Annotated in this window: 19 protein-coding genes and 1 pseudogene; 17 read left to right on the top strand and 3 right to left on the bottom strand. The window is 39.2% G+C overall.

Annotation, left to right across the window (positions count from 1 at the left end):
- The first annotated feature begins 108 nt into the window (after window positions 1–108).
- The 12 genes from PBAT_RS21230 (at window position 109) to PBAT_RS21175 (ending at window position 11,831) form a co-directional block, all read left to right on the top strand.
- Window positions 109–1,203, top strand: a complete 1,095-nt coding sequence (locus tag PBAT_RS21230; protein ID WP_068652683.1) for a DUF3900 domain-containing protein — start codon at window positions 109–111, stop codon at window positions 1,201–1,203.
- A gap of 76 nt (window positions 1,204–1,279) precedes the next feature.
- Window positions 1,280–1,933 carry a LysE family translocator gene (locus PBAT_RS21225; protein WP_248912450.1) on the top strand — a complete coding sequence of 218 codons (654 nt, stop codon included), beginning with the start codon at window positions 1,280–1,282 and terminating at the stop codon, window positions 1,931–1,933.
- A 96-nt stretch (window positions 1,934–2,029) separates the two neighbouring features.
- On the top strand, window positions 2,030–3,328 hold the full coding sequence (locus PBAT_RS21220) for a hemolysin family protein (protein WP_068652681.1): 1,299 nt from the start codon (window positions 2,030–2,032) through the stop codon (window positions 3,326–3,328).
- 202 nt (window positions 3,329–3,530) lie between these two features.
- On the top strand, window positions 3,531–4,925 hold the full coding sequence (locus PBAT_RS21215) for a branched-chain amino acid transporter BcaP (protein ID WP_068652679.1): 1,395 nt from the start codon (window positions 3,531–3,533) through the stop codon (window positions 4,923–4,925).
- A 427-nt stretch (window positions 4,926–5,352) separates the two neighbouring features.
- Window positions 5,353–6,642: a VPS10 domain-containing protein gene (locus PBAT_RS21210; protein WP_068652876.1), complete on the top strand. Its 1,290-nt coding sequence runs from the start codon at window positions 5,353–5,355 to the stop codon at window positions 6,640–6,642.
- A gap of 135 nt (window positions 6,643–6,777) precedes the next feature.
- Window positions 6,778–6,966 carry a hypothetical protein gene (locus PBAT_RS21205; RefSeq protein ID WP_068586545.1) on the top strand — a complete coding sequence of 63 codons (189 nt, stop codon included), beginning with the start codon at window positions 6,778–6,780 and terminating at the stop codon, window positions 6,964–6,966.
- 320 nt (window positions 6,967–7,286) lie between these two features.
- Entirely contained in the window at window positions 7,287–7,712 is a 426-nt protein-coding gene (locus PBAT_RS21200) for a DUF2500 domain-containing protein (RefSeq protein ID WP_068652677.1), read from the top strand.
- Window positions 7,713–7,768: 56 nt separating this feature from the next.
- Window positions 7,769–8,518, top strand: a complete 750-nt coding sequence (locus PBAT_RS21195; RefSeq protein ID WP_068652675.1) for an SDR family NAD(P)-dependent oxidoreductase — start codon at window positions 7,769–7,771, stop codon at window positions 8,516–8,518.
- Window positions 8,519–8,678: 160 nt separating this feature from the next.
- Window positions 8,679–9,101 carry a cell wall hydrolase gene (locus PBAT_RS21190; RefSeq protein WP_068652673.1) on the top strand — a complete coding sequence of 141 codons (423 nt, stop codon included), beginning with the start codon at window positions 8,679–8,681 and terminating at the stop codon, window positions 9,099–9,101.
- Window positions 9,102–9,141: 40 nt separating this feature from the next.
- On the top strand, window positions 9,142–9,585 hold the full coding sequence (gerQ, locus tag PBAT_RS21185; protein ID WP_420848817.1) for a spore coat protein GerQ: 444 nt from the start codon (window positions 9,142–9,144) through the stop codon (window positions 9,583–9,585).
- 315 nt (window positions 9,586–9,900) lie between these two features.
- On the top strand, window positions 9,901–11,208 hold the full coding sequence (locus tag PBAT_RS21180; RefSeq protein ID WP_068652669.1) for a hemolysin family protein: 1,308 nt from the start codon (window positions 9,901–9,903) through the stop codon (window positions 11,206–11,208).
- 119 nt (window positions 11,209–11,327) lie between these two features.
- Entirely contained in the window at window positions 11,328–11,831 is a 504-nt protein-coding gene (locus PBAT_RS21175; protein WP_068652667.1) for a hypothetical protein, read from the top strand.
- A gap of 205 nt (window positions 11,832–12,036) precedes the next feature.
- Here PBAT_RS21175 and PBAT_RS21170 read toward each other — a convergent pair whose 3' ends face one another.
- Window positions 12,037–12,834, bottom strand: coding sequence for a DUF4367 domain-containing protein (locus PBAT_RS21170; RefSeq protein WP_068652666.1), 798 nt, complete (start codon window positions 12,832–12,834; stop codon window positions 12,037–12,039).
- Window positions 12,815–13,402: an RNA polymerase sigma factor gene (locus tag PBAT_RS21165; RefSeq protein WP_068652664.1), complete on the bottom strand. Its 588-nt coding sequence runs from the start codon at window positions 13,400–13,402 to the stop codon at window positions 12,815–12,817. The genes PBAT_RS21170 and PBAT_RS21165 overlap by 20 nt, the downstream gene beginning before the upstream one ends.
- A gap of 227 nt (window positions 13,403–13,629) precedes the next feature.
- Between PBAT_RS21165 and PBAT_RS21160 the strand changes: the two genes are divergently transcribed.
- Window positions 13,630–14,634 carry an aldose 1-epimerase gene (locus PBAT_RS21160; protein WP_068652663.1) on the top strand — a complete coding sequence of 335 codons (1,005 nt, stop codon included), beginning with the start codon at window positions 13,630–13,632 and terminating at the stop codon, window positions 14,632–14,634.
- Window positions 14,635–14,746: 112 nt separating this feature from the next.
- Here PBAT_RS21160 and PBAT_RS21155 read toward each other — a convergent pair whose 3' ends face one another.
- The gene (locus PBAT_RS21155; RefSeq protein WP_068652661.1) at window positions 14,747–15,244 is read right to left on the bottom strand and encodes a double zinc ribbon domain-containing protein; all 498 of its coding nucleotides are present in this window, start codon (window positions 15,242–15,244) and stop codon (window positions 14,747–14,749) included.
- A 212-nt stretch (window positions 15,245–15,456) separates the two neighbouring features.
- Between PBAT_RS21155 and PBAT_RS21150 the strand changes: the two genes are divergently transcribed.
- From PBAT_RS21150 to PBAT_RS21135, 4 genes and pseudogenes are all read left to right on the top strand, one after another.
- A complete protein-coding gene (locus tag PBAT_RS21150) occupies window positions 15,457–16,389 on the top strand; it encodes a helix-turn-helix transcriptional regulator (RefSeq protein ID WP_068652659.1) in 933 nt (310 codons plus the stop codon).
- A 32-nt stretch (window positions 16,390–16,421) separates the two neighbouring features.
- A pseudogene (locus PBAT_RS21145) lies at window positions 16,422–17,113 on the top strand (AlkZ-related protein).
- 21 nt (window positions 17,114–17,134) lie between these two features.
- Complete coding sequence (locus tag PBAT_RS21140; protein ID WP_246168250.1) at window positions 17,135–18,010, top strand: hypothetical protein; 876 nt, start codon at window positions 17,135–17,137, stop codon at window positions 18,008–18,010.
- A gap of 293 nt (window positions 18,011–18,303) precedes the next feature.
- Window positions 18,304–21,321, top strand: a complete 3,018-nt coding sequence (locus PBAT_RS21135) for an efflux RND transporter permease subunit (RefSeq protein WP_068652657.1) — start codon at window positions 18,304–18,306, stop codon at window positions 21,319–21,321.
- The last annotated feature ends 107 nt before the right edge of the window (window positions 21,322–21,428 follow it).

Below are 21,428 nucleotides of genomic sequence, written 5' to 3'. Positions count from 1 at the left end.
ATGTCCTTACCTATTATATGTAATAGCTATCACTTTTATCAGATTACCAGATTACCCAATATGATCATTCGAATAGACAATAACATTCATACTAAAAAGGAGTTCATCATGCGATTTAATGTACAGTACTTATCTTTTTTTGTCATACAGGTAGAAAGTCGTGAAGGACAAGCTGTAAAAAGTTATAAACACTTTCAAACACTAGATGAACAAGAGTATGTCGATAGTGAAATCAGTAAGTTTCTCGATGGAGAATTTGCTCGAACTGCCAAACGTAAGGTGGAGAAGAACCCGAATAGTGAGCAACCACCTACCAAAATCGGACGTTTTATTGTAGAACCAGGACATGATCTAGATAGTAATCCCAATTTTAATTTGTTCCTAAGACTTCGTACTACAGATAATAAAGAAGATTACAAAAATGCCTGTGATGATCTTCTTCGTAGCTACTTGGATACCAGCGCAGTTCGTGGTGGGGCCTTAATTATCGTTCAGGCTGTACTTGCGACACATTTGGATGATCCATTTATTTTCGTCTTCAAATGTGATTTCGAACAGAAAATCGCTCGAATTTCCGATGAGAAAAGCTTGGTAAGTCAAGTGGAAATGGCTATTAATGCCAAGAACATGAAATCAATTCAATACCCATATATGCCAGAAGAGGGCATTGTGGAAGATTGGGAACTCAAAATCCATCAATCTTCACATGCTCGATATTTCGAAGACTTCTTGAAGTTCGTAACCTATGAGCAATCTATCCCTGAAATCGTGAATGAACATGTTATGGAATTTGTTCAAACCTATGTAGAGAACAAATGGCCTGATTCAAGCCACGAGGAACGTCATCAGGAAGAGCGGGAGTTGGAACTTTGGGCTGCAAGTGATAAGCGTAATTTACAAGAGAAGTGGGAACCAGAGCAAGTGGTGGAAGCCGCGAAAAGTATTATCGAGATCAAGCCAGAGATAGAGATTAAATTCAAACTTGGAGAGACTTTTATTAAAGGTTTCCTCGCTGATTATGGTGATAAAATCCATCTGACGAAGTTGCGTGAGGGGTATGCAGTTATTATTGAAGGGGACGCGTTTACTTTTGATAAAAGTTATTCGCCAGTTGAATTACTTCAACCCGAAAGCTTCCGGGCGGTGGCAGATCGGTTGCTACAATCTCAGAATGAACTACCAGATGATATGGAAGAGGAATAATGAGAGCACATTTAGCATACATTTAATTACATTAATTATATAGGATGAACTACAGGGTAATTCTTTAGTTCATCCTATGTCGTTACAGAAGAAAGGACGTTATATGTTTACCTTATCATCTTTCTTGTTATTTATTGGGACATCCATCGTATTAATTCTTATTCCAGGTCCAGATTTAATATTTGCGATCACACAAGGCATGACGAATGGAAGGAAAGCGGGATTTTATACAGCAATTGGACTAAGTCTTGGGAATATCGTTCATACGTTAGCTGCAGCACTTGGGCTTTCAATTATAATAACGACATCAGTAACGGCTTTCTCGATATTCAAATGGGCTGGAGCACTGTATTTATTCTATTTATCATATAAGGCCATTAAATACCGGAAGAATCCAATTCAGATAAATGTGGCAGAGCCTAAGAGTCAACGAAGCTTATTGCTTAAAGGACTTACGATGAATATTCTGAATCCGAAGGTCGCTATATTCTTTCTTACATTTTTACCGCAATTTGTTCAATACAAGCATGGATATGTACCTCTTCAAATGATTATTTTAGGTCTTATCTTTCTCATTTTATCTGGTATTATTTTCGCTCTTCTTGCCTATTTTGCAGGAACATTCAGTCAACGCTTATTAGAAAAACCAAAATTTGCGGAATATGCAAATGTGACAGCCGCTATCATATATATAGGTTTAGGTTTGAAATTACTGACAACGCAACCCTAGTAGGTTTAAGATAATTTTGTAAAAATGCTAGAATACATGTATAATTGTTTCTTGTATCTATTAAAATCGTAATTTTTTAAAGGAGAAGATGAAGTAGTGGAAAGTGGCAGGCCGGGGTTAAATCTAATATTAATCGCTATATTAATCGCATTAACAGCTTTTTTCGTAGCGGTAGAATTCGCAATGGTACGTCTTCGTTCTAGTCGAGTGGATCAAATGATCAGTGAAGGCCGAAAGAATGCAGGTGCTGTAAAGAAAGTATTAAACAATTTGGACGGATACTTATCCGCTTGTCAATTGGGTATTACGATTACGTCACTCGGATTAGGTTGGTTGGGTGAACCGACGGTAGAGAGTCTTCTACATCCTTTATTCGCAAAAATGCAGCTTTCTCAGGGTTTAAATGATATCATTTCGTTCATTATTGCATTCGTTGCTATTACGTACTTGCATGTCGTAGTAGGTGAATTGGCACCTAAGACGATTGCTATTCGAAAGACGGAGTTTATTGCATTATTAACTGCCCATCCTATCATTTGGTTTGACAAAATGATGAGACCTTTTATATGGACATTAAATGGCTCTGCCAATCAATTAGTTAAAATGATCGGTATCAAGCCGGCATCAGAACATGAAGAAGCACATTCTGAGGAAGAGCTTCAGATTATAATAAATGAAAGTTACGAAAGTGGTAAAATTAACAAGAATGAATTAGGTTATGTGAATCGTATTTTCGCTTTTGACAACATGCTTGCGAAGGATATTCTTGTTCCTCGTACAGATATGGTGTGCTTATATACAGATATGTCTCAGCAGGAAAATATGGAGATCATTAAGAGAGAGCAATATACTCGCTTTCCTGTAGCACATGAGAACAAGGATAACATTATTGGTATTATCAATACAAAGCGATTCTTCTTAGCCTATGATGATAATCCGGACGTTGAAGTATCAACGTTAATGCAACCTGTTATGTCTGTTCCAGAGACGGCTTCTGTAGATGCATTGTTAAAGAAAATGCAAAGAGAAAGCACACATATTGCGATTCTAGTGGATGAATATGGTGGTACATCAGGTATGGTTACCATTGAAGATATATTGGAACAGATTGTCGGCGAAATTCGAGATGAATTCGATAGTGAAGAAGAACAGGAAATCACAAAAGTCGGTGACAATCATATTATTGCTGACGGTAAGGCTTCCTTAACACTTATCAATAATTTACTTCCAACAGAGTTTGAAACCGAAGAGTGGGATTCCATTGGTGGATGGCTATATGGTCATCAATCGGAACTAGAAGAAGGAGATCAATGGCAACATGAGAATGTAACCTTTACCCTTCTAGAGAAAGATAAACATCGTTACTGTAAAGTTGAACTCATGGTTGTATCTTAATAGTATGGATACGAAAGCAGCCCTCGTGGCTGCTTTTTTTCTGCGTATAGCTGTATAAGTTGAATAGCCATTGGACAAGATAATATATTGACTCTATATAGAACGAACAAATTTATAATTACCTGATATTCTCAATTGACATAGCACATGATAAAAGATGATAATAACAAGCGGCTTTTAAGATGCAATAAGGAGAGAGATCATGGATTTATTTCGTAAAAAATCAGCAGAAAGTTACATTCAAGAGGGACTTGCTGGAGATCAGTCAACAAAACTAAAAAAGACATTAGGCGCTATGGATTTGACCATTCTAGGCGTTGGAGCCATTATAGGCACGGGGATTTTTGTGCTAACAGGTGTTGCAGCGGCTGAACTTGCAGGACCAAGTTTGGTACTTTCGTTTGTTATTGCAGCTATAGCGTGTGTGTTAGCAGCTCTTTGTTACTCTGAATTCGCATCATCTGTTCCTGTATCGGGTAGCGCTTATGCGTATAGTTATACTGCTTTCGGTGAGATGTTTGCCTGGATTCTAGGTTGGGATCTTGCGCTAGAGTATGGTGTTGCTGCTTCAGCTGTAGCCAGTGGTTGGTCAGGTTATTTAAAAGGGTTATTAGATGGTTTCGGCATCCAACTGCCAACTGCGATTTCTGGAGCCTTTAATATGTCAGAAGGAACCTACATAGATCTCCCTGCCGTTATAATCGTCCTCTTAATAAGCTTTATGCTAACTAGAGGAATTCAAGAAACAGCACGATTTAATACCATTATGGTTGTCGTTAAGATTGCGGTCATATTATTATTTGTAGTTGTCGGTATTTTTTATGTAAAACCTTCAAATTGGTCACCATTTCTACCCTATGGAATGACTGGCGTGTTTAATGGTGCAGCAGCTGTGTTTTTCGCCTATATTGGGTTTGATGCCCTATCGACTGCAGCTGAAGAAGTGAAAAATCCACAAAGAGATTTACCTATTGGGATTATATCTTCTCTTGCTATATGTACTGTTCTGTATATTATCGTGGCCTTGGTTATTACAGGGATTGTTCCTTATGGACTTCTTAATGTGACAGATCCAGTGGCATTCGCGCTACGTTTTGTTGACCAGAACTTGGTAGCCGGTCTCATCTCGGTAGGTGCAATAGCGGGTATGACCACGGTTCTTTTAGTGTTAATATACGGACAGTCACGCTTGTTATTTGCGATATCCCGGGATGGGATGCTGCCCAAGGTCTTGTCTAAAATTCATAAAAAGACACAGGTACCTGTCGTGGGCACATGGACCACAGGTATCATCATTGCTATACTAGCTGGGTTAATTCCACTAGATAAGCTTGCGAGTCTTACAAGTATTGGAACACTGTTCGCATTTGCTGTCGTCTCCTTAGGGATCATTGTTATGAGGATTACAAGTCCAGATCTTCCAAGAGGATTTAGAGTACCTTGGGTACCCTTTATTCCACTATTAAGTGCGGGAGCATGCTTTTATTTAATGTTCAATTTAAGTAAAGAAACATGGCAAGGGTTTCTGTTATGGTTATTGATCGGAATCGTGATTTACTTCGCTTATGGTTACCGACATAGTAAGTTAAATAAGTAAATGAATAGTTAACGCAGGGTAGGCCATGAACTTTAACGTTCATGGTTTTTTTATATTGTAGAGATAAGAATTATTTACAGAATGGTAACAATGGGGAGAATTACTTCGACAAAGAAACAAATCCTTCATGTGATTAATCAGAACTTAATTTATTCCCAAAATGAAGGCCTGGAAGGATATAAATCAACATAGGATCCCTTTTATCCAAATCGAACGTGAAAGTGATATCCTATTAATATTTAATATAGTTAAACATTAATCTATGATGTCTCGTTTAATTTGTTATTAATAATCCATTTTACATATTGTGATATAATGTTTACTTAGATTATACTTCATCTAATAGAGGCTAACACAGACGAGGGTTATTCATAGAGTATTTACTCTTAAGAACTTTTAGGAAGCCCGTATGACGGAGGTAGAAATTATGAAGTCACATAAACATATATGTCTAACCATTGCTATTATATTAGGATTACTACTTACGGCTTGCTCGAAGACTAATAACGTATCGTTAGATGCTCAGCCGTTACAACAAGCACAAGAGGATCCAGGTGAACTGGGGCAGACATTGAATGTAGTTACAGTATCCACACCATCTGAAGACCAGAAACAAGAACAAGAACAATATCAGATTCAGACTCGCTTAGTTGATTTTCATCTTCTAAATGAGACAACTGGACTAGCATGGGGATTAACGCGAAACTCGATTAGGATATATTCTACTGAAGATCGCGGTGGGAGTTGGGTTAATATGTCCCCTGCAGAAAATGTACAATTCACTTCTAATCCGGAGTATGGAACAAATGTGTTCTTTATAGATAAGAATAACGGCTGGATTGTTCGTAATGGGCAAGGAACGCAAGAAACGGTTGTACTTCGGACCAATAATGGTGGTCTTCATTGGAAGATATCCTCTTTGCCTAAATCGGATGATATCAAAGGGATTTCTTTTAGTTCTGTTAAACGAGGGTGGATTCTAACTACATCAGATTCTTCTATGGGGCAAGAAGAGAAGTACCTATACAGAACAGATGATGGTGGAGCAAATTGGACGAAAGTCATGCAGAACACAGGATCACGAAACGCTTCAAAAGATACGCCATTTGCTATTTCCAATCAAGGTTACGTAATGGATATGTCTTTTGTAGATTCTCTGAATGGTTTTGTCACCCTTCAAGATGAGGGGACCGGAACATTATATACGACAAAGGATGCGGGTAATTCATGGGTAACTGTACCTAATCTCATTGATCGTAAAAAAATGGCTGTATGTCGTACAGTGACTCTAGGGAATTCGGAGTTTAGCGGTGAATCGACTAATCAGGGGTTTATTCCTTTGGCTTGCACAGATGGTGATCGTACGAAATTAAATGGTTACTTTACATCGGATAAAGGTGTAACGTGGAAATTCACTCCATTTGATCTCAATTGGTCAACGGGATTGAATCAAATGTTGAGTCCAATCTTTTTAAATCGTAATGAAGGTTGGTATCTTCAAGAATCAACGATTTATCATACGATAAATCAAGGGAATAATTGGGATGCTTTACCTGTTAGTAGTACTTTACAAGAATATATTGAGACATACCCGAGTGTTGTCAAAATGGAATTCATTTCTTCTAAATTAGGCTGGATACTCTTAGAGAATACGGAAAACAAACGTTCACTGTTATTACAAACCTTAGATGGCGGAGTGAGTTGGAAAGTGTTGTAATATAAGATTTCTTTAATAAAGCTAATTAAATTTTAGCTTTTAGCCAACATTGTGAAATATATCACAATAAATAACTTATTTTTATGGTATCTTTAATTTGTAAACAAGATTGAAAAGACGATAGGAGTGGGAAAGATGACAACATTCAATTATGAAACGGACCTAACTAGTAAAAAATTACTCCAGTTCTGCTATACATGTGAAGATGCTCATTTATGTAATTCCGAAGAGAAATGCAAAGCTTGTTGGACAGAACAAGGAATGCTAGTAGAAGAAGATGAAATGAACGAGACGCAAGTATTATTGCAACTGATCCATGCATAACGTATATAGGAATAGCGTGTTAAAAAGATGAGTAACGCAAAGTGTGATTAAGCTTTGTAATACTCATCTTTTTTGTGTGTAGACATGTATGTTATATAAACCTACGAATAAATGATCAATTTCTGAAATGGGATGCATATACTTGATAATGGAGAGCCCAATAGAAATGCGCACGAGGATTTTATTTGACAAAAGAAATGACATCGACTTCCTCTCCAAGCCAATACTTTCGAAGCTTACTAAGAAATACATAACCTTGAGAGAGCCATTTCAACGAGAAATATAATCAAAGGTTGGCGTAATATGAAGGGAGGAGAAGTATGGGGACAGACTCATTTTGGATGTTCGATTTCATAGGTACGGTTATGCCGATATTTATCATTGTGATCATTGGTATATTGTTATTGAGTGCTGGAAAAGGTATATTACGTTGGAGTAGTAACAATAAACAACCGCAACTTACTGTAGGATCTTCTATAGTAAGTAAGCGAAATGAAGTTAAACAACATCAGAATTATCAGAATGATCAGATATCAAGTTACACAAGGACTTGTTATTATATAACTTTTGAGGTAGACAGTGGTGATCGGATAGAGTTCGTCGTCAATGGGGAGGAATATGGACTTTGTGCAGAAGGAGATACGGGTCAATTAACGTTTCAGGGGACTCGCTATATGGGATTCCAGCGTAATCCCCGCTTCACTAGGCAAGAAAATGCACATTCACAGCGAAGAGGATATGATTAATAAGTATGCCGCCTTTAGATAAGGCGGTTTTTTATTAGATAATAAGGAGGTCCATCATGTCATATAAGAATAAGGTAGTTGTCATTACAGGAGCAGCTCAAGGAATCGGACAAGGTATTGCCCAGATGTATGCATCTAGAGGCGCATGCGTCACGATCGGTGATGTCGATACAATCAAAGGTGAATTAACCGTAGCGTGTATTCGCGAAGCGGGTGGTAGGGCTCTATTTGTGGCCTGTGATGTAAGGTCAGAGGAAGAGATACAGAAGTTAATGGCTCTAACCGTTGAGGAATTCGGAACCATCGATATTCTGATTAATAATGCGGGAGTATCCCGCTTCAAATCACCTTTTGAATTAACTGTAGAGGAATGGGACGATTGTTTAAACACAAATGCTCGCAGCTGCTTCCTAGCGACGCGTGAAGCAGCGAAGATCATGAAGAGCCAAGGTAGAGTAGGTTCAGTAGTGAATATCTCCTCAACCCGCTCTACGATGTCTGAGCCACATTCTGAGGCCTATGCAGCATCAAAGGGCGCTATTCTCGCTTTATCCCATGCAATGGCGATCTCACTTGGGAAAGATGGCATTAGAGTGAATAGTATTAGTCCTGGTTGGATTCAGACCCATGACTATACCGCATTAAGCGCAAGAGATCACGAGCAGCATCCTGCAGGACGAGTTGGGACTCCTGAGGATGTCGCACGTACTTGTCTATATTTAACTGATCCAGATAACAGCTTCATTACAGGAACAAATATTGTACTGGATGGAGGCATGACACGCAAAATGATCTATGAAGAATAGATAAGCATTACTGGTCATCAATAAGGAGTAACAAAGACACTTCCCCATTTGACGTATGTGTGGTCAAAGGGTGGTGTCTTTATTTTATTTGTCACCAACTGGGCGAATGTACATAAGATACTGTGAAGTTAGCAAGATCGTAAACAAGGAGGTGTATTAAATGCCAGCTGTTAAAGCGACTTCGGAAGATATTAAGGTACTCGCACGTTTAATGCGAGCAGAAGCCGAAGAAGATGGAGAACTAGGTATGCTGATGGTAGGTAATGTTGGGGTGAATCGGATCTTAGGAGATTGTTTGGATTTCAATAATGTTCGTAACATTTCGGATATGGTATATCAAAGTCCAGGTGGGTTCGAAGCTCCACAAAAAGGATACTTCTATCAAAGAGCTCGTGAAAAAGACATCAGACTTGCCGAAAGAGCTATACGTGGAGAACGCACTTGGCCTGCGAGCAATGCACTGTGGTTCTTCAGACCGACAGGCGATTGTCCAGCGACCTGGTACAACCAACAGAATACAGGAAGATTTAAGGCACATTGTTTCTTTACTCCAACGTCCGAGGATTGTCCGACAGTGTATTAACAAAATAAATTATTGTTTTATAACATAAGGAGGAATTATTATTATGTCAATGCAACCTTTTCAACCGGTATCTTATCAAATTGGTAATGAACGTGGAGGTTTTGGCGGTCAAATGAACCCAGGTATGGGAGGATCATATATGATGCCTCCTCAAGTAGCATCTGGAAACCCAATGACGCCGCAAGGTAGTGTTATTCCAACAAATGCGCCTGTATATGAGCAGTCATATGTTGAGAATATCTTGCGCTTAAATCGTGGGAAAACAGGAACCTTCTATATGACATATGAGAACAATAAAGAATGGAATGCTAAGATATTCAAAGGTATAGTTGAAGCAGCAGGACGCGATCACATCATTATCAGTGAACCGTCGGGTAAAAGAGTCATCTTATTAACGATTTATTTGGATTACATTACGTTTGATGAGCCAATCAATTATCAATACCCAGGTACACAAGGAAATCAAATTCAACCAAGACGTTAATATCGTATAGAAACATCCAAAAGGGGTGCTTATCGTCGCAATTGACGAAGGCATCCCTTTTAGCGTTATAAATGGCTGTTTACACATTAAAAGTCAGTGTTTCTGTGAAATACAGTCATACCCTAGCGTTTGACTGTGTAATGTATAACTATATAATTAATTATAAGGTTTAAATTCAAGATAACTGGGAGATGAGTCGCTTGGGAAATTGATGCTCTATTGCGTAGGCTTGATAATTCAACCGCATCATATTTTTGAAAAACGAAGGAGGTGTACCTATTCGTCAGTGAAGGTTTACGATGAATAGGTTAAAGATTGGACCCATTACCGAGTAGTATAAGTTTATTTTGGGTTGTTGCTTTAATATTATTAAATGGTTTTTTCGTCTCAGCAGAATATGCTATGGTGAAAGCAAGAAGTAGTCGAATTGATACACTTGTAGCAGACGGACGTAGAGGTGCAATATTAGCTAGAAACATTACGAATAATCTTGAATCATACTTATCAGCATGCCAACTTGGAATTACATTAGCTTCATTAGGACTAGGGTGGATTGGTGCACCGGCCATCGGACGATTATTATACCCACTAGTTAACTTACTTGGTTATAGTGAAGCCGTTGTACATGGTATTTCTGTTACCATTGCATTCATCATTATTACAGTACTCCATATCGTATTAGGTGAATTAGCACCCAAGACATTAGCACTTCGAAAGTCGAATTCAGTCACATTATTGTCTGCTGCACCAATCACATTATTCTATAAAATAATGTCGCCTTTTATCTGGTTACTTAATGGATTAGCTCATCAAATATTGAAATTTCTACACATAGCACCTGAATCCGAACAAGATTCCGCTCATTCGGAGGAAGAAATACGGATCTTGATGAAAGAAAGTAATAAAAGTGGATTGATCAATAATACAGAACTCGCACTTGTAAATAATATCTTCGGATTTGCGGAGACGACCGCACGTGAGATCATGATCCCTCGAACGGAAATGATCTGTCTATACAAACATGTTCCTAGAGAAGAGAACATTGAAATAGCATATGAAGGGATGAGAACGCGTTATCCCCTTTGTGATGGAGATAAAGATAATATTATCGGATTTATTCATATTAAAGACTTGTTAAGAGCGAACGACAGTGAATATCCGAACATTGTTCGCCCAATGATTACGGTACCAGAGTCTATCCACATCAGTGCATTGCTCAAATTGATGCAAAGAAGTAAGTCACAAATCGCCATATTAATTGATGAGTATGGTGGAACTTCGGGACTTGTAACGATGGAAGACATAATGGAGGAAATCGTAGGCGAAATTCAAGATGAATTCGACGAAGAAAGACCAGGGATTGAGAAGATAAGAGATGACGAATACTCTATTGATGGATTGATGTTAATCGATGAGATCAATGAACGTTTCGGTCTGGAGATGGACACAAATGATTATGACACGATCGGTGGCTGGCTCTATTCAAGACTTGAAACGATTCCACCTCAGAAAGGTCAATCCTTGGAATTCGACAATCATATATATATCGTAGATGAAACGGATAACAAACGTATCTCCCGAATTCAATTGATTAAGAAGCTTCATTTGGAAGAAGGCGCGTAGAAAGTCATAGTTAGATAAGTAATAATAAATTATTTTGTATAAACATGAAACTTTCTCTCTCTATAGGCGTTTCTATTATATCCCAGGATAATATCCATATACGAGAGGAAGTTTTATCTATGAAAAGAATCAAGCCAAAGAAGTTTCTCACATTAACATTGTTAATGGCCTTAGTAAGTATGTTGTTCTCTATTCAAGTGAGCGCAGCAGATTCGCAACAAACGCTAGAGCCAGGTGCGTTAACGACAGCTCCGCCTGTAACAGAGAGCCTACTGCCCTTTGCTGTTAATTCTAGTTTTAAGTACATTTATTATACTGATCTTGGAATATCGAATCCGAGTAGCTTAAAAGTAAGACTCAATGCCACTATTTCAGCTTATGAGATTGTGAACTCTATAGGTGCTAATGTCTCCTTAGAGCGCTATAATGGATCTATTTGGGTGGCTGTTTCAGGTACGGGTAGTTCACTATCTTCTGTCTCAACGGATTATTATAGTGGAAATGTTGAATATACGGTAACGGCAGGTTATTATTACCGTGGTAGAGGTGTTCTTTGGGCGAAAAAAGGGACTACACTTGAAGAAGTCACGTATTCCACGGGTTCCGTTTTAGTTACACAATAGAATACAATAAAGGGGAGTATCAGTGAACTGATACTCCCCTTTATTTATTTCACTAGAAGTTTTTCTTTTATTTAAGAGTCAGAAGCACAATAAATTTTGCAGTCAATATCTATCATGTGTTAAGACCTTAATTGTTCTTACAATAAAGCAACCGCCCCATGATGAGTAGGGCGGTTGCTTTATTGATAAAGTTCTTATGAATTACCTATCTTGGAAGGCTCTCTGCCATCTTTACAAGCTCTTCCTTTGTTACATTTCCATATATCCAAATTTTCATTCCATTATATAGAAATTTAATATCATTAAAACGGCCAGGAGTGTAGTATGCTTCAATTTCATTCTCTAATATTAATATTTCTGTATCCTCTGAACCAGTAGAAGAGGATACTGTTGGATAAGCGAAATAATGCATTATTATTCTCATCGTTTCATTATTGTCCGTTTTATAAGTCATGGTAACATCATCTGACTTCTCTACGGGAGTTGTCGTGGGTAACTCAGAACTTTTCAACTTAAATCGTTCAGGTATATTGTGTATGTTGGGATACGCAAAGGATATATATTTCTGTACTTCTTCAACGGATAATACTTTGGACTGATACTCAGTCACACTTTCCAATGTCGCTGAAGGGTTTTCCTCGGTTTCATTAAAATAATCAGGTGGTGCTGAAGTCTTAGCATCTTCCGAATTGGATTGGTCAGTTGTACCAAAAACGATATTGATAACGCCGTCGCCCCAGTCTTTAATGGAAGAATATACAGGAGAACCAGCCTGTGTTATAGCTGGAGGATTGAAGATAATTGCGCCCGCAGCAACAGAGGCAGCGACGACAGCAGCAAGCTGGAAATGGCGCTTTCTCTTTTTGAGCATATTTATTTTTTCAATCTTTACCTGAACCTTTTTCCAAGATTCCTTTTTAGATTCCTCCGAAGAGAGGCTAGATGATGAAACTGAGTTATCAAAGGCATCATCAAACCATTGATCAAATCTTTCGTCGTTCATCTAGTACACCCCATTCTTTATGCATCATTTTTTTAATGTTCTCCCGCGCTCGGAATAGTCTTTGCTTAATGATATCTTCACGAAGATCCAGAAGTTCTGACATTTCTTTATACGATAATCCTTGTTTCCAACGGTATTCAATTAATACGCGGAACTCTGGTTTCAAAGAATTAATATACGAAAGTATAGAATCCTCCATCATTTTACTCTCCACAGAGTGTTCAACTGAGACTGGTGACTGTAATACTTCATCTATATATGTATAAACGCTGTCAATATCTAGTTGGTTACGGTGTTTTTTGTTTTTTCTTAAAAAATTTATGGAAGTATTCCGGGTAACTACTTTTAACCAAGCTTTAAGTTTGATCTCGTTCTCAAAGATAGGCTTTTTCGTAATTATTTTTATAAAAGCATCTTGAATAATGTCTTCTGTAGTCGCATGGTCTTTAACTATATAATAGATCATGCCATAGACGTATTCATAATACTCATAATAGATTTTTTCTTGTAGTTCTTCACTAATTTGACTGAAGTCAGCTGCTACTAAAAGATTCAAATTGTTCGACATGATACTCTCCTCTCTAACAAAGACCTTTCTAAAGGTAAAAGTGGTAATATTTTCTTAACTACTACATATTACATCATTTATATGGGTGTGCCTATCTTATTTCATAGTTAGAATATGAGGTTACTTCTTTGGATAACGTAATAATACATGGTATGATATACCTATTATTTTATAAATCATCTAGGACTTTATAAAGTGCGTATAATATAATTTTTTAGGAGGAACTTATGAACACTCAATATTCGGCATACGAAACCAACTTTCAGGGAGAAAAGGCAATATGGCTTAAGCATGGAGATTTGGAAGCAGCTGTGTTACCTGAATTAGGTGGAAATCTAATTTTATTCCGAGATACTAATAAGGGCTACCAATTCCTACGTGAACCGAAAGCGGATGAAATGGAACATTTTAAAGCTAATCCAGGCATATATGGGATTCCTATATTGTTCCCACCCAACCGCTTCGAAGATGGAAAATTCCCGTGGGAAGGGAAGATATACCAATTACCTATCAACGAGGAAGCGAATAATAACCATTTACATGGATATATGCATACACTTCCGTGGGATGTGGTTCATTTTTCTTCAAATTCCTATGAAAGTAAGGTCGTACTATCACAAACAGTGCGTGAAGGTCATTTATATAAGAAGTATTTTCCTTTTGAATTTACCATTACACTAACATATACCCTTAGTGAGGCTGGACTTCAACAACAAGTGAACGTGAAGAATGACGGTAAAGAACGGATGCCTAATTTAGTTGCCTTTCACACAGCCATTAATGCGCCATTTGTTCCTGATAGCGTTGCAGCCGACTATCGTGTGAAGCTCACGATTGGTGAGCGAATAGAACTGGATAATCGTACCTTGCCTACAGGTCATATCCTTCCATTAAGCACTGATGAAGAGCTCATGAAGGGTGAAGGTGTTAATCCTTACTTTGATGGCTTGGATAACCACTATACATCACGTCCTCAGAATGGACGTAATATGATGGAACTTAACGATATAAGAACAGGTGATAAGCTCATTTATGATGTAGGTACATCCTATAAGTACTGGATGATTTGGAATAACGGAGCGTGTGGAGAGTTCTTCTGTCCCGAGCCACAAATGAACCTTGTGAATGCCCCTAACATTCAGGGCAGAGATGCTGAAGAAATTGGGTTAATTAGTATCAAACCTGGTGAGAGTTGGGAAGAGACGAGTCGCTTGTATTACATACAGGGGTAATGACATAAAAAGATAGGTAGCGTAACAGCTACCTATCTTTTTATTATAATTTAAGACCCTTGATCCGTTGATTTGGATTGTAGTTCCATGGAACTATACACACTCATCATGCCTATAATTGATGCCCACAAGTTTTACAGAAATGATCTGTTGACATAACGGAGCTTCCACATTGTGTACAATGTCGGCTTGAATTTACGTGTTGTGTATTTGAAGAAGATCCCTGTCCACTAGTAGGTACCGTTCTTACCTTGACTACATGAAACTGTTGTCCGCAAAAAGGGCAATAGGTGGCATCGGCTGGCAACATTTTACCGCATCCACATTCCTTCTGACTTTGAATCTGTTGTATTTTTCGCTGCATTAGTTCCATTTCTTGTTCAAGATTTAGGATGATTTTTTGGAATTTCTGAATATCAGCAATGGGAATGGTACTTTCTTTACGTGCTACGGATTGGTGAATGATACGACCAATTGCGGAATAATTCTTATCTATTTCTTTTTCCTTCGATGTAATTTGAATTTTCAAAGTAGCCGCTTCAACGGTATTTTGTGCTTTTTTGCTAACATCGGTTACACCTTGTTTCATTTTATTGAAGAAATGTGACATCCTGTTCCTCCTTTTAGGGATGATGTGTTTGGAATCCCCTTGAACAACTTAAATACACGGTTCATAATTATATTGTATGGTATATGTTTGTCTTGTATGACCTTCGAGGCTTTCTTGAATTTTCTTTGTATGACTGGATTATAGGTGACATATAAGTTGTCACTAATCCTTTGCTATAATCATGGCATACCTTCTTGAGAGGAGGGGCAATAATGAAAAGAGTAGACCGGTTAATGGCGGTCATTATGGCATTACAGCTACAAGGGGAAACGGCTTCATCTTTGGCGAATAAAATGGAGGTGTCTCGTCGGACTATTTTACGAGATATTCAATCTTTATCTGAGATGGGCGTTCCATTGTATGCGATAAGTGGTCCTCAGGGTGGATTTAGACTGATGGAGGGATACCACCTTCCACCGCTTCAGCTTAATTCACAAGAGGCTCTAACCGTATTGTTTGCGCTGCAAGGTTTAATGGAATACTCAGACACACCATTTAACAGTGAACGTTGGACAGTAAGAGACAAGATCAAGAACATCCTTCCGATGAATATGATCGATCAGATTCAGCCTCTGCTTCAAACATTGGAAATGAATGTGCCTAATCGGAATTATGTAACACCATACTTGTCACCATTAATACTGCTAACAGCAGAATCTAAGTGGATCTCTACACTTTACAAATCCATGAATCATCATAGAAGACTCATCCTTCAACCACATAAAATATATGCTGCACACGGGTTCTGGTACTGTGAGGCTTATTCTCCTACACACGGTGAAATAAGGGTGTTTAGAGTAGATCGAATGGAGGAGGTTAAAGAAGAACAACCTCAAGAGAATCTACGATATAAATCCCGACATGATCCAGAACATAAGAAAGACCCGGTATCCGTACATATTCGTGCAAAATTGACTTACAAAGGCATGCTTCATGTCGAGCGGGACGAGCATATCGGAGAGTCTATTAGATCTATAGGTGAAGATGAATGGTTGGTTGAATGTGATCTACCAGCTTCAGAGATTCCCTGGGCTATTCAATTGTTCTATACGCTTGGAATGGATGCAGAAGTCATGGAGCCTACGTCACTTAGAGACGAGATCCGTTCTAAATCAAGAGAAGTGTATGATCGCTATAACCAATAGTCTAATGAATAAGGAGATGGAAATAGTTGAAGATGGATACAGATAATAAATATGAAATCATCCATACTTATGAGGAGGTAATACAACTTATTGAGCGTGTTGGTATTCTTCCTCTTGCATCACTGATACCTGAACACCCTTCTCTTTCAAGTGTGACTGAGTCTAGACAATGGCATTCAGGTACAGACCAGGATCCTTGGTCGTGGAGAGTTCGATTCCCTGGGATGGTTCAGCCGCATATGGGAAAATGATCAAAAAGAAAGCAATTCTCGTGTCACGGGAGTGGTTTCCGTATGTTCATAAAGTTCTGGGACTTCCAGACGTGCCAGATACTCGTTATAGGGAAGGGTTATTATCGAAAGCGGCATTAGATGTATACCAATGTATCCAGCATAAAGAAGGTATTGATACGCGCGAATTGCGATCTCAAGCTGGCATGAAAGCAAAAGAAATGAAATCGACATTCGATAATGCGCTAATTGAATTACAAGGGAGTCTAGATATCGTTATCTCAGGGGTTAAGGAAAGAGTAAATGAGCTAGGCGAAATAAATGGTTGGAATAGCACCTCTTATGAAACGGTAGAACATTGGATCGCATCTTCAAGGGTTAAAGAACTATCAATAAGTCGTGAAGTAGCAGCTTCTATATTACAAGTTAAACTTGCGAGCGTATGTAGTCCTGAGGCCTTTACATATCTTCAGAAACAATTTCATTTAAAATAATTTGAAAAGGGGTTGAATTCATTGTTGACATCAGAACAAATGAATCGTGCAAGAACATTCGTCTATTCGAATGCTAGATTACTGGATCGCAAAAGATATGAGTATCACTTCGAAGGCGGATCTTCGGAGGCTGTTGTTACAATATTACGTATGTATCAAAATCCAGATGGTGGATTTGGAAACGCATTGGAACCTGATATTCGGACAGCGATCAGTCAGCCTATTCCGACTGAAATGGCGCTTCTGATTATGGATGAAGTGGATGCATTTGATCCTGAAATACTTGAGGGGATCGTATCGTATCTTAAGCAGATTACTATTCCTATAACAGGTGGATTTCCACGAGCATTCTGTAGTCTGAATGCAGATCCTCATGCCCCATGGTGGACTACAGAGGAAGATCATATAGGTTCTATGAATCCAACAGGTTCCATACTAGGATTACTATATAAACAGTCGGTATTAACTTCATTTTATAAGGAACAATGGTTCGAACAATCTGTTCAATTAGTTTGGGATAATATGGCTAAGATCGATACCAAAGACTATCATGATCTGATTCAATGTATTACGTTCTTGGAAAATACACCTGATCGAGATCGAGCAGTTCCTATGTTACGCTGGCTAGATGAACAACTTCAGCAACATGGAACCATTGAATTGGATCCCGAAGCGGGTGGGTATGTCCATAAGGTATTGGACTTTGCGCCAAGATCAAGAAGTTACTGTCGTAAATGGGTATCTCCAGAAATCTTGACGCAGCATTTGACTGCACTGGTTAATGAGCAACGCGAAGACGGTGGTTGGCCGATCAGATGGCCTGCTCTCAGCCCTGGTAATGAAGCAGAGTGGAGAGGTTCCATAACGGTTGATCGATTGCTTACACTACGAGAATAATAACGAGAATACAAGAAGAGACCAAGTTATCCCACATAGGGTAACTTGGTCTCTTCTTGTGCTAAGCGAGTGAATAGTCACTACATTCTTCATATTTCATACTGCATCAGGAGGATACGAAGTGATCCTCCTCATCATGAATTTCTGGTATTCCCACGACTTAAGGCGGGGAGATGCTCCGTCAGAAGTCGGATTTCATAACCCGTCGCATGGCCGTTGTGTCCACTTTCTAAACCATCTATATTTAACAAAGTACATAGGATATACCATATTTTGAGAGGGGATTAAATGGAATGGGATGGTTAACAAAGTGGTCATTTGCAAATAAAGCAGCTGTAGGATTACTGGTCGTTATGGCGCTTGTAGTTGGAGGGATTAGCTACACGACACTTCCGATGGAATTCATGCCGGAGGCGGATAACCCACAGGTGAGTGTTATGGTAATGGGACCTGGTCAGAATGCCGGTTCCATGGAGAATAAGGTTACTAAACCGATTGAAAGTGCCGTCGGTTTAGTGAAGGGAAAGAAGGAGATACTTTCTACTTCCGGAGAAGGGTATGCGAAGATTGATATCTACTTTGATTCCAGTACGAATATGAAAGAGGCCTCACAAGAGGTTCAAAAAGCATTGGATCCATTGCAGTTACCTGAAGGTGTGATGAAACCATTCGTACTTCAATTAAACACTTCTATGATCCCAATTTCTCAAATCACAGTATCATTTGATGAAGGTTTGACGGAAAGTAATCTGGCCGTTGCAGAGACAACGATCCTCCATGAGTTGCAAAATATTAAAGGGGTCTCAAATGTTGGACTTTATGGTAGACCTGCCTCACAGATCAGTGTTAGTGCAGACCAGACTAAGATGGCTCAAAAGGGAGTCTCCTTCACGCAACTGATGAGTGTACTTAAAGGTCGTAACGTAGAAGCTTCCGTAGGGGCACAAACGATTGGCGGACAAAGTGGCAACGTGAATGTTATATCACAAATTGACAGCATAGATACGTTGAATAAGCTACCGGTAATGGAAGGTGTGACACTCCAAGATATAGCAACGATTGAGCTGAGACAGGATCATGAAAGTATTAGTCGAGCCAACGGTAAAGATGTACTATTCGCAGTGGTGACTAAAGAAGCCAATGCAAATGCAGTAGATGTCGGTAATAAAGTGCAGGAAGTCGTTAATGATATTAATAATACAGTGAAAAATGCAGATGTAGCCGTCGTATTTAGTACTTCAGACATGGTAGTTGACTCGGTTAACAGTATGATGCGTGAAGTTCTCATGGGCGCACTGTTCGCGACGATCATCATTTTATTGTTCCTTCGTAATATACGAGCGACGTTAGTTACGGTGATTTCAATACCTCTATCTCTAGCAGTCACCTTGTATCTGTTGAAAGTATCTGGTGTGACCTTGAACATTATTACGTTAGGGGGTGTCGCTGTTGCGGTAGGGCGTCTAGTGGATGATAGCATAGTCGTTATCGAGAATATTTACCGTCGAATGCAAAAAGAATCCTTCTCCGTTGAGATGGTGATTAGTGCAACGAAAGAAGTGGCTCAAGCCATTACAGCATCTACGATTGCCACGGTTGCTGTATTCCTTCCGATGGGGCTGTTAAGAGGCGGATTACAGGCTTTCCTTTTACCTTTTGCCTTAACGATAACGTATTCACTCATTACATCTCTGGTCGTAGCACTGACGGTAGTTCCATTACTTAGTTCATGGTTACTACGGAGTTCTCGCCTTAAAGAAGAGAAATCATCGAAAAAGTTCGGATTGTTTCTAGCATGGAACCTTCGTCATAAATGGATAACGCTATCCCTTGCATTTTTCGTATTTGCTGCTTCGATTGCAGCTTATGTATATATGCCAAAGGGTGCTCTTGATGCATCCGATGCAGGTTATGTCGTGGTGAAATTGAAATATGCGAATGATGTACCGGTTAAAGAAGTTCTTGAAAATGGTAAAAAGCTTGAAGATTATATGATGAAACAAGATCAAGCCGATACCGTACTACTTCAATATGGAAATAGTGCTGAAGAAGCACAGTGGGGGAATGTTTCCTCGCTCGCAGAGGTTAACTACACGATTATGATGAAGGAAAACGCTGATGCGCAGGCGTTCATGGAAGCAGTTCGAGCACAAAAGAAAAATTATGACGGAGCGACTTTGACAGCTAATGAAACAGGCGTCATGAGTTCAGGTTCCACAACCGAATACGTTGATATTGTGGGTGATGAATTCACAGCAATTTCGTCGGTAGCCAAAGAACTAACGGCTAAATTACAAACAGTGGATGGTGTAGAAAAGGTCACTAGCAGCGGTGATGATACAAAGCCAGTATTTGCTTTCAATGTTGATCCACTTGCAGCTAATGGTCAAGAAATTGCGATGCAAATTAGCGCGATGCTTAATCCCATGCCCATAGGTCAAATTGAACTAGATCATGTCTCAACGTCAGTGGTATTGGAACCAACGGTTCAACCTACAACTGAGAAGGAACTAACTAGCCTGGCGTTAATGACTGCTGGAGGACCGGTACCTCTATCCAAGCTTGCGACACTTGAAGTTCGGAATGAGCCAGCTATGATTTATCACAAAGAAGGTAAGAAATACCTTCGTATAACGGCAGAAATAGATCCGAAGTTGGTATCGAAGATTGGTGCTAACATTCAAAAGGAAATAGACACAATCAAGGCTCCTGACGGTGTACTGATATTAGCGGGTGGTGCATCTGTCGACCAATCTGATGATTTTGGAGACTTGGGGATGACAGCATTGATATCGATCGGTTTGGTTTACCTAATCATGGTGCTTACGTTCAAGACGTTACGGGCTCCGCTTGCGATTATGTTCTCACTCCCGTTAGCAGCGATTGGCGCGATTGTTGGACTCCTCGTCTCAGGCGTAACACCAGACTTCACAGCCTTGTTCGGTGCATTGATGCTCATCGGTATCGTAGTCACAAATGCGATAGTCCTCATTGACCGGATTAAACATAATGAGCAATATATGACGATTCGTGAAGCGATTATCGAAGCAGCATTAACACGGATGCGTCCGATATTAATGACCGCAATTGCGACAATCTGTGCTATGCTGCCACTTGTATTCGGGCATTCAGAAGAGGGTAGTATCGTCTCACAAAGTTTAGCGATTGTCGTTATCGGAGGGTTGACCGCCGCAACGATTCTGACTCTAATCGTGATACCCGTCATTTATGAACTATTCTATTTCCGTAAGTCAGCTAAACAGCGTATCGGGAAGGTTGATTCGGCAAACCATTCGATAAGTTCCCTCTAATTGTTCTGATAATACAAGTGATAGTTACGTTCAGACCCAAGTTAATAACGTGAATAATAAAAAAGGGAAAAGGCTGAGTTACTCCATGTGGGAGAACTCAGCCTTTT

It is taken from the genome of Paenibacillus antarcticus (assembly GCF_001637225.1).
Lineage (GTDB): Bacteria > Bacillota > Bacilli > Paenibacillales > Paenibacillaceae > Paenibacillus_AQ > Paenibacillus_AQ antarcticus.
The sequence above is the reverse complement of the archived record's forward strand: the minus strand, read 5'-3'. Positions and strand labels throughout refer to the sequence as shown.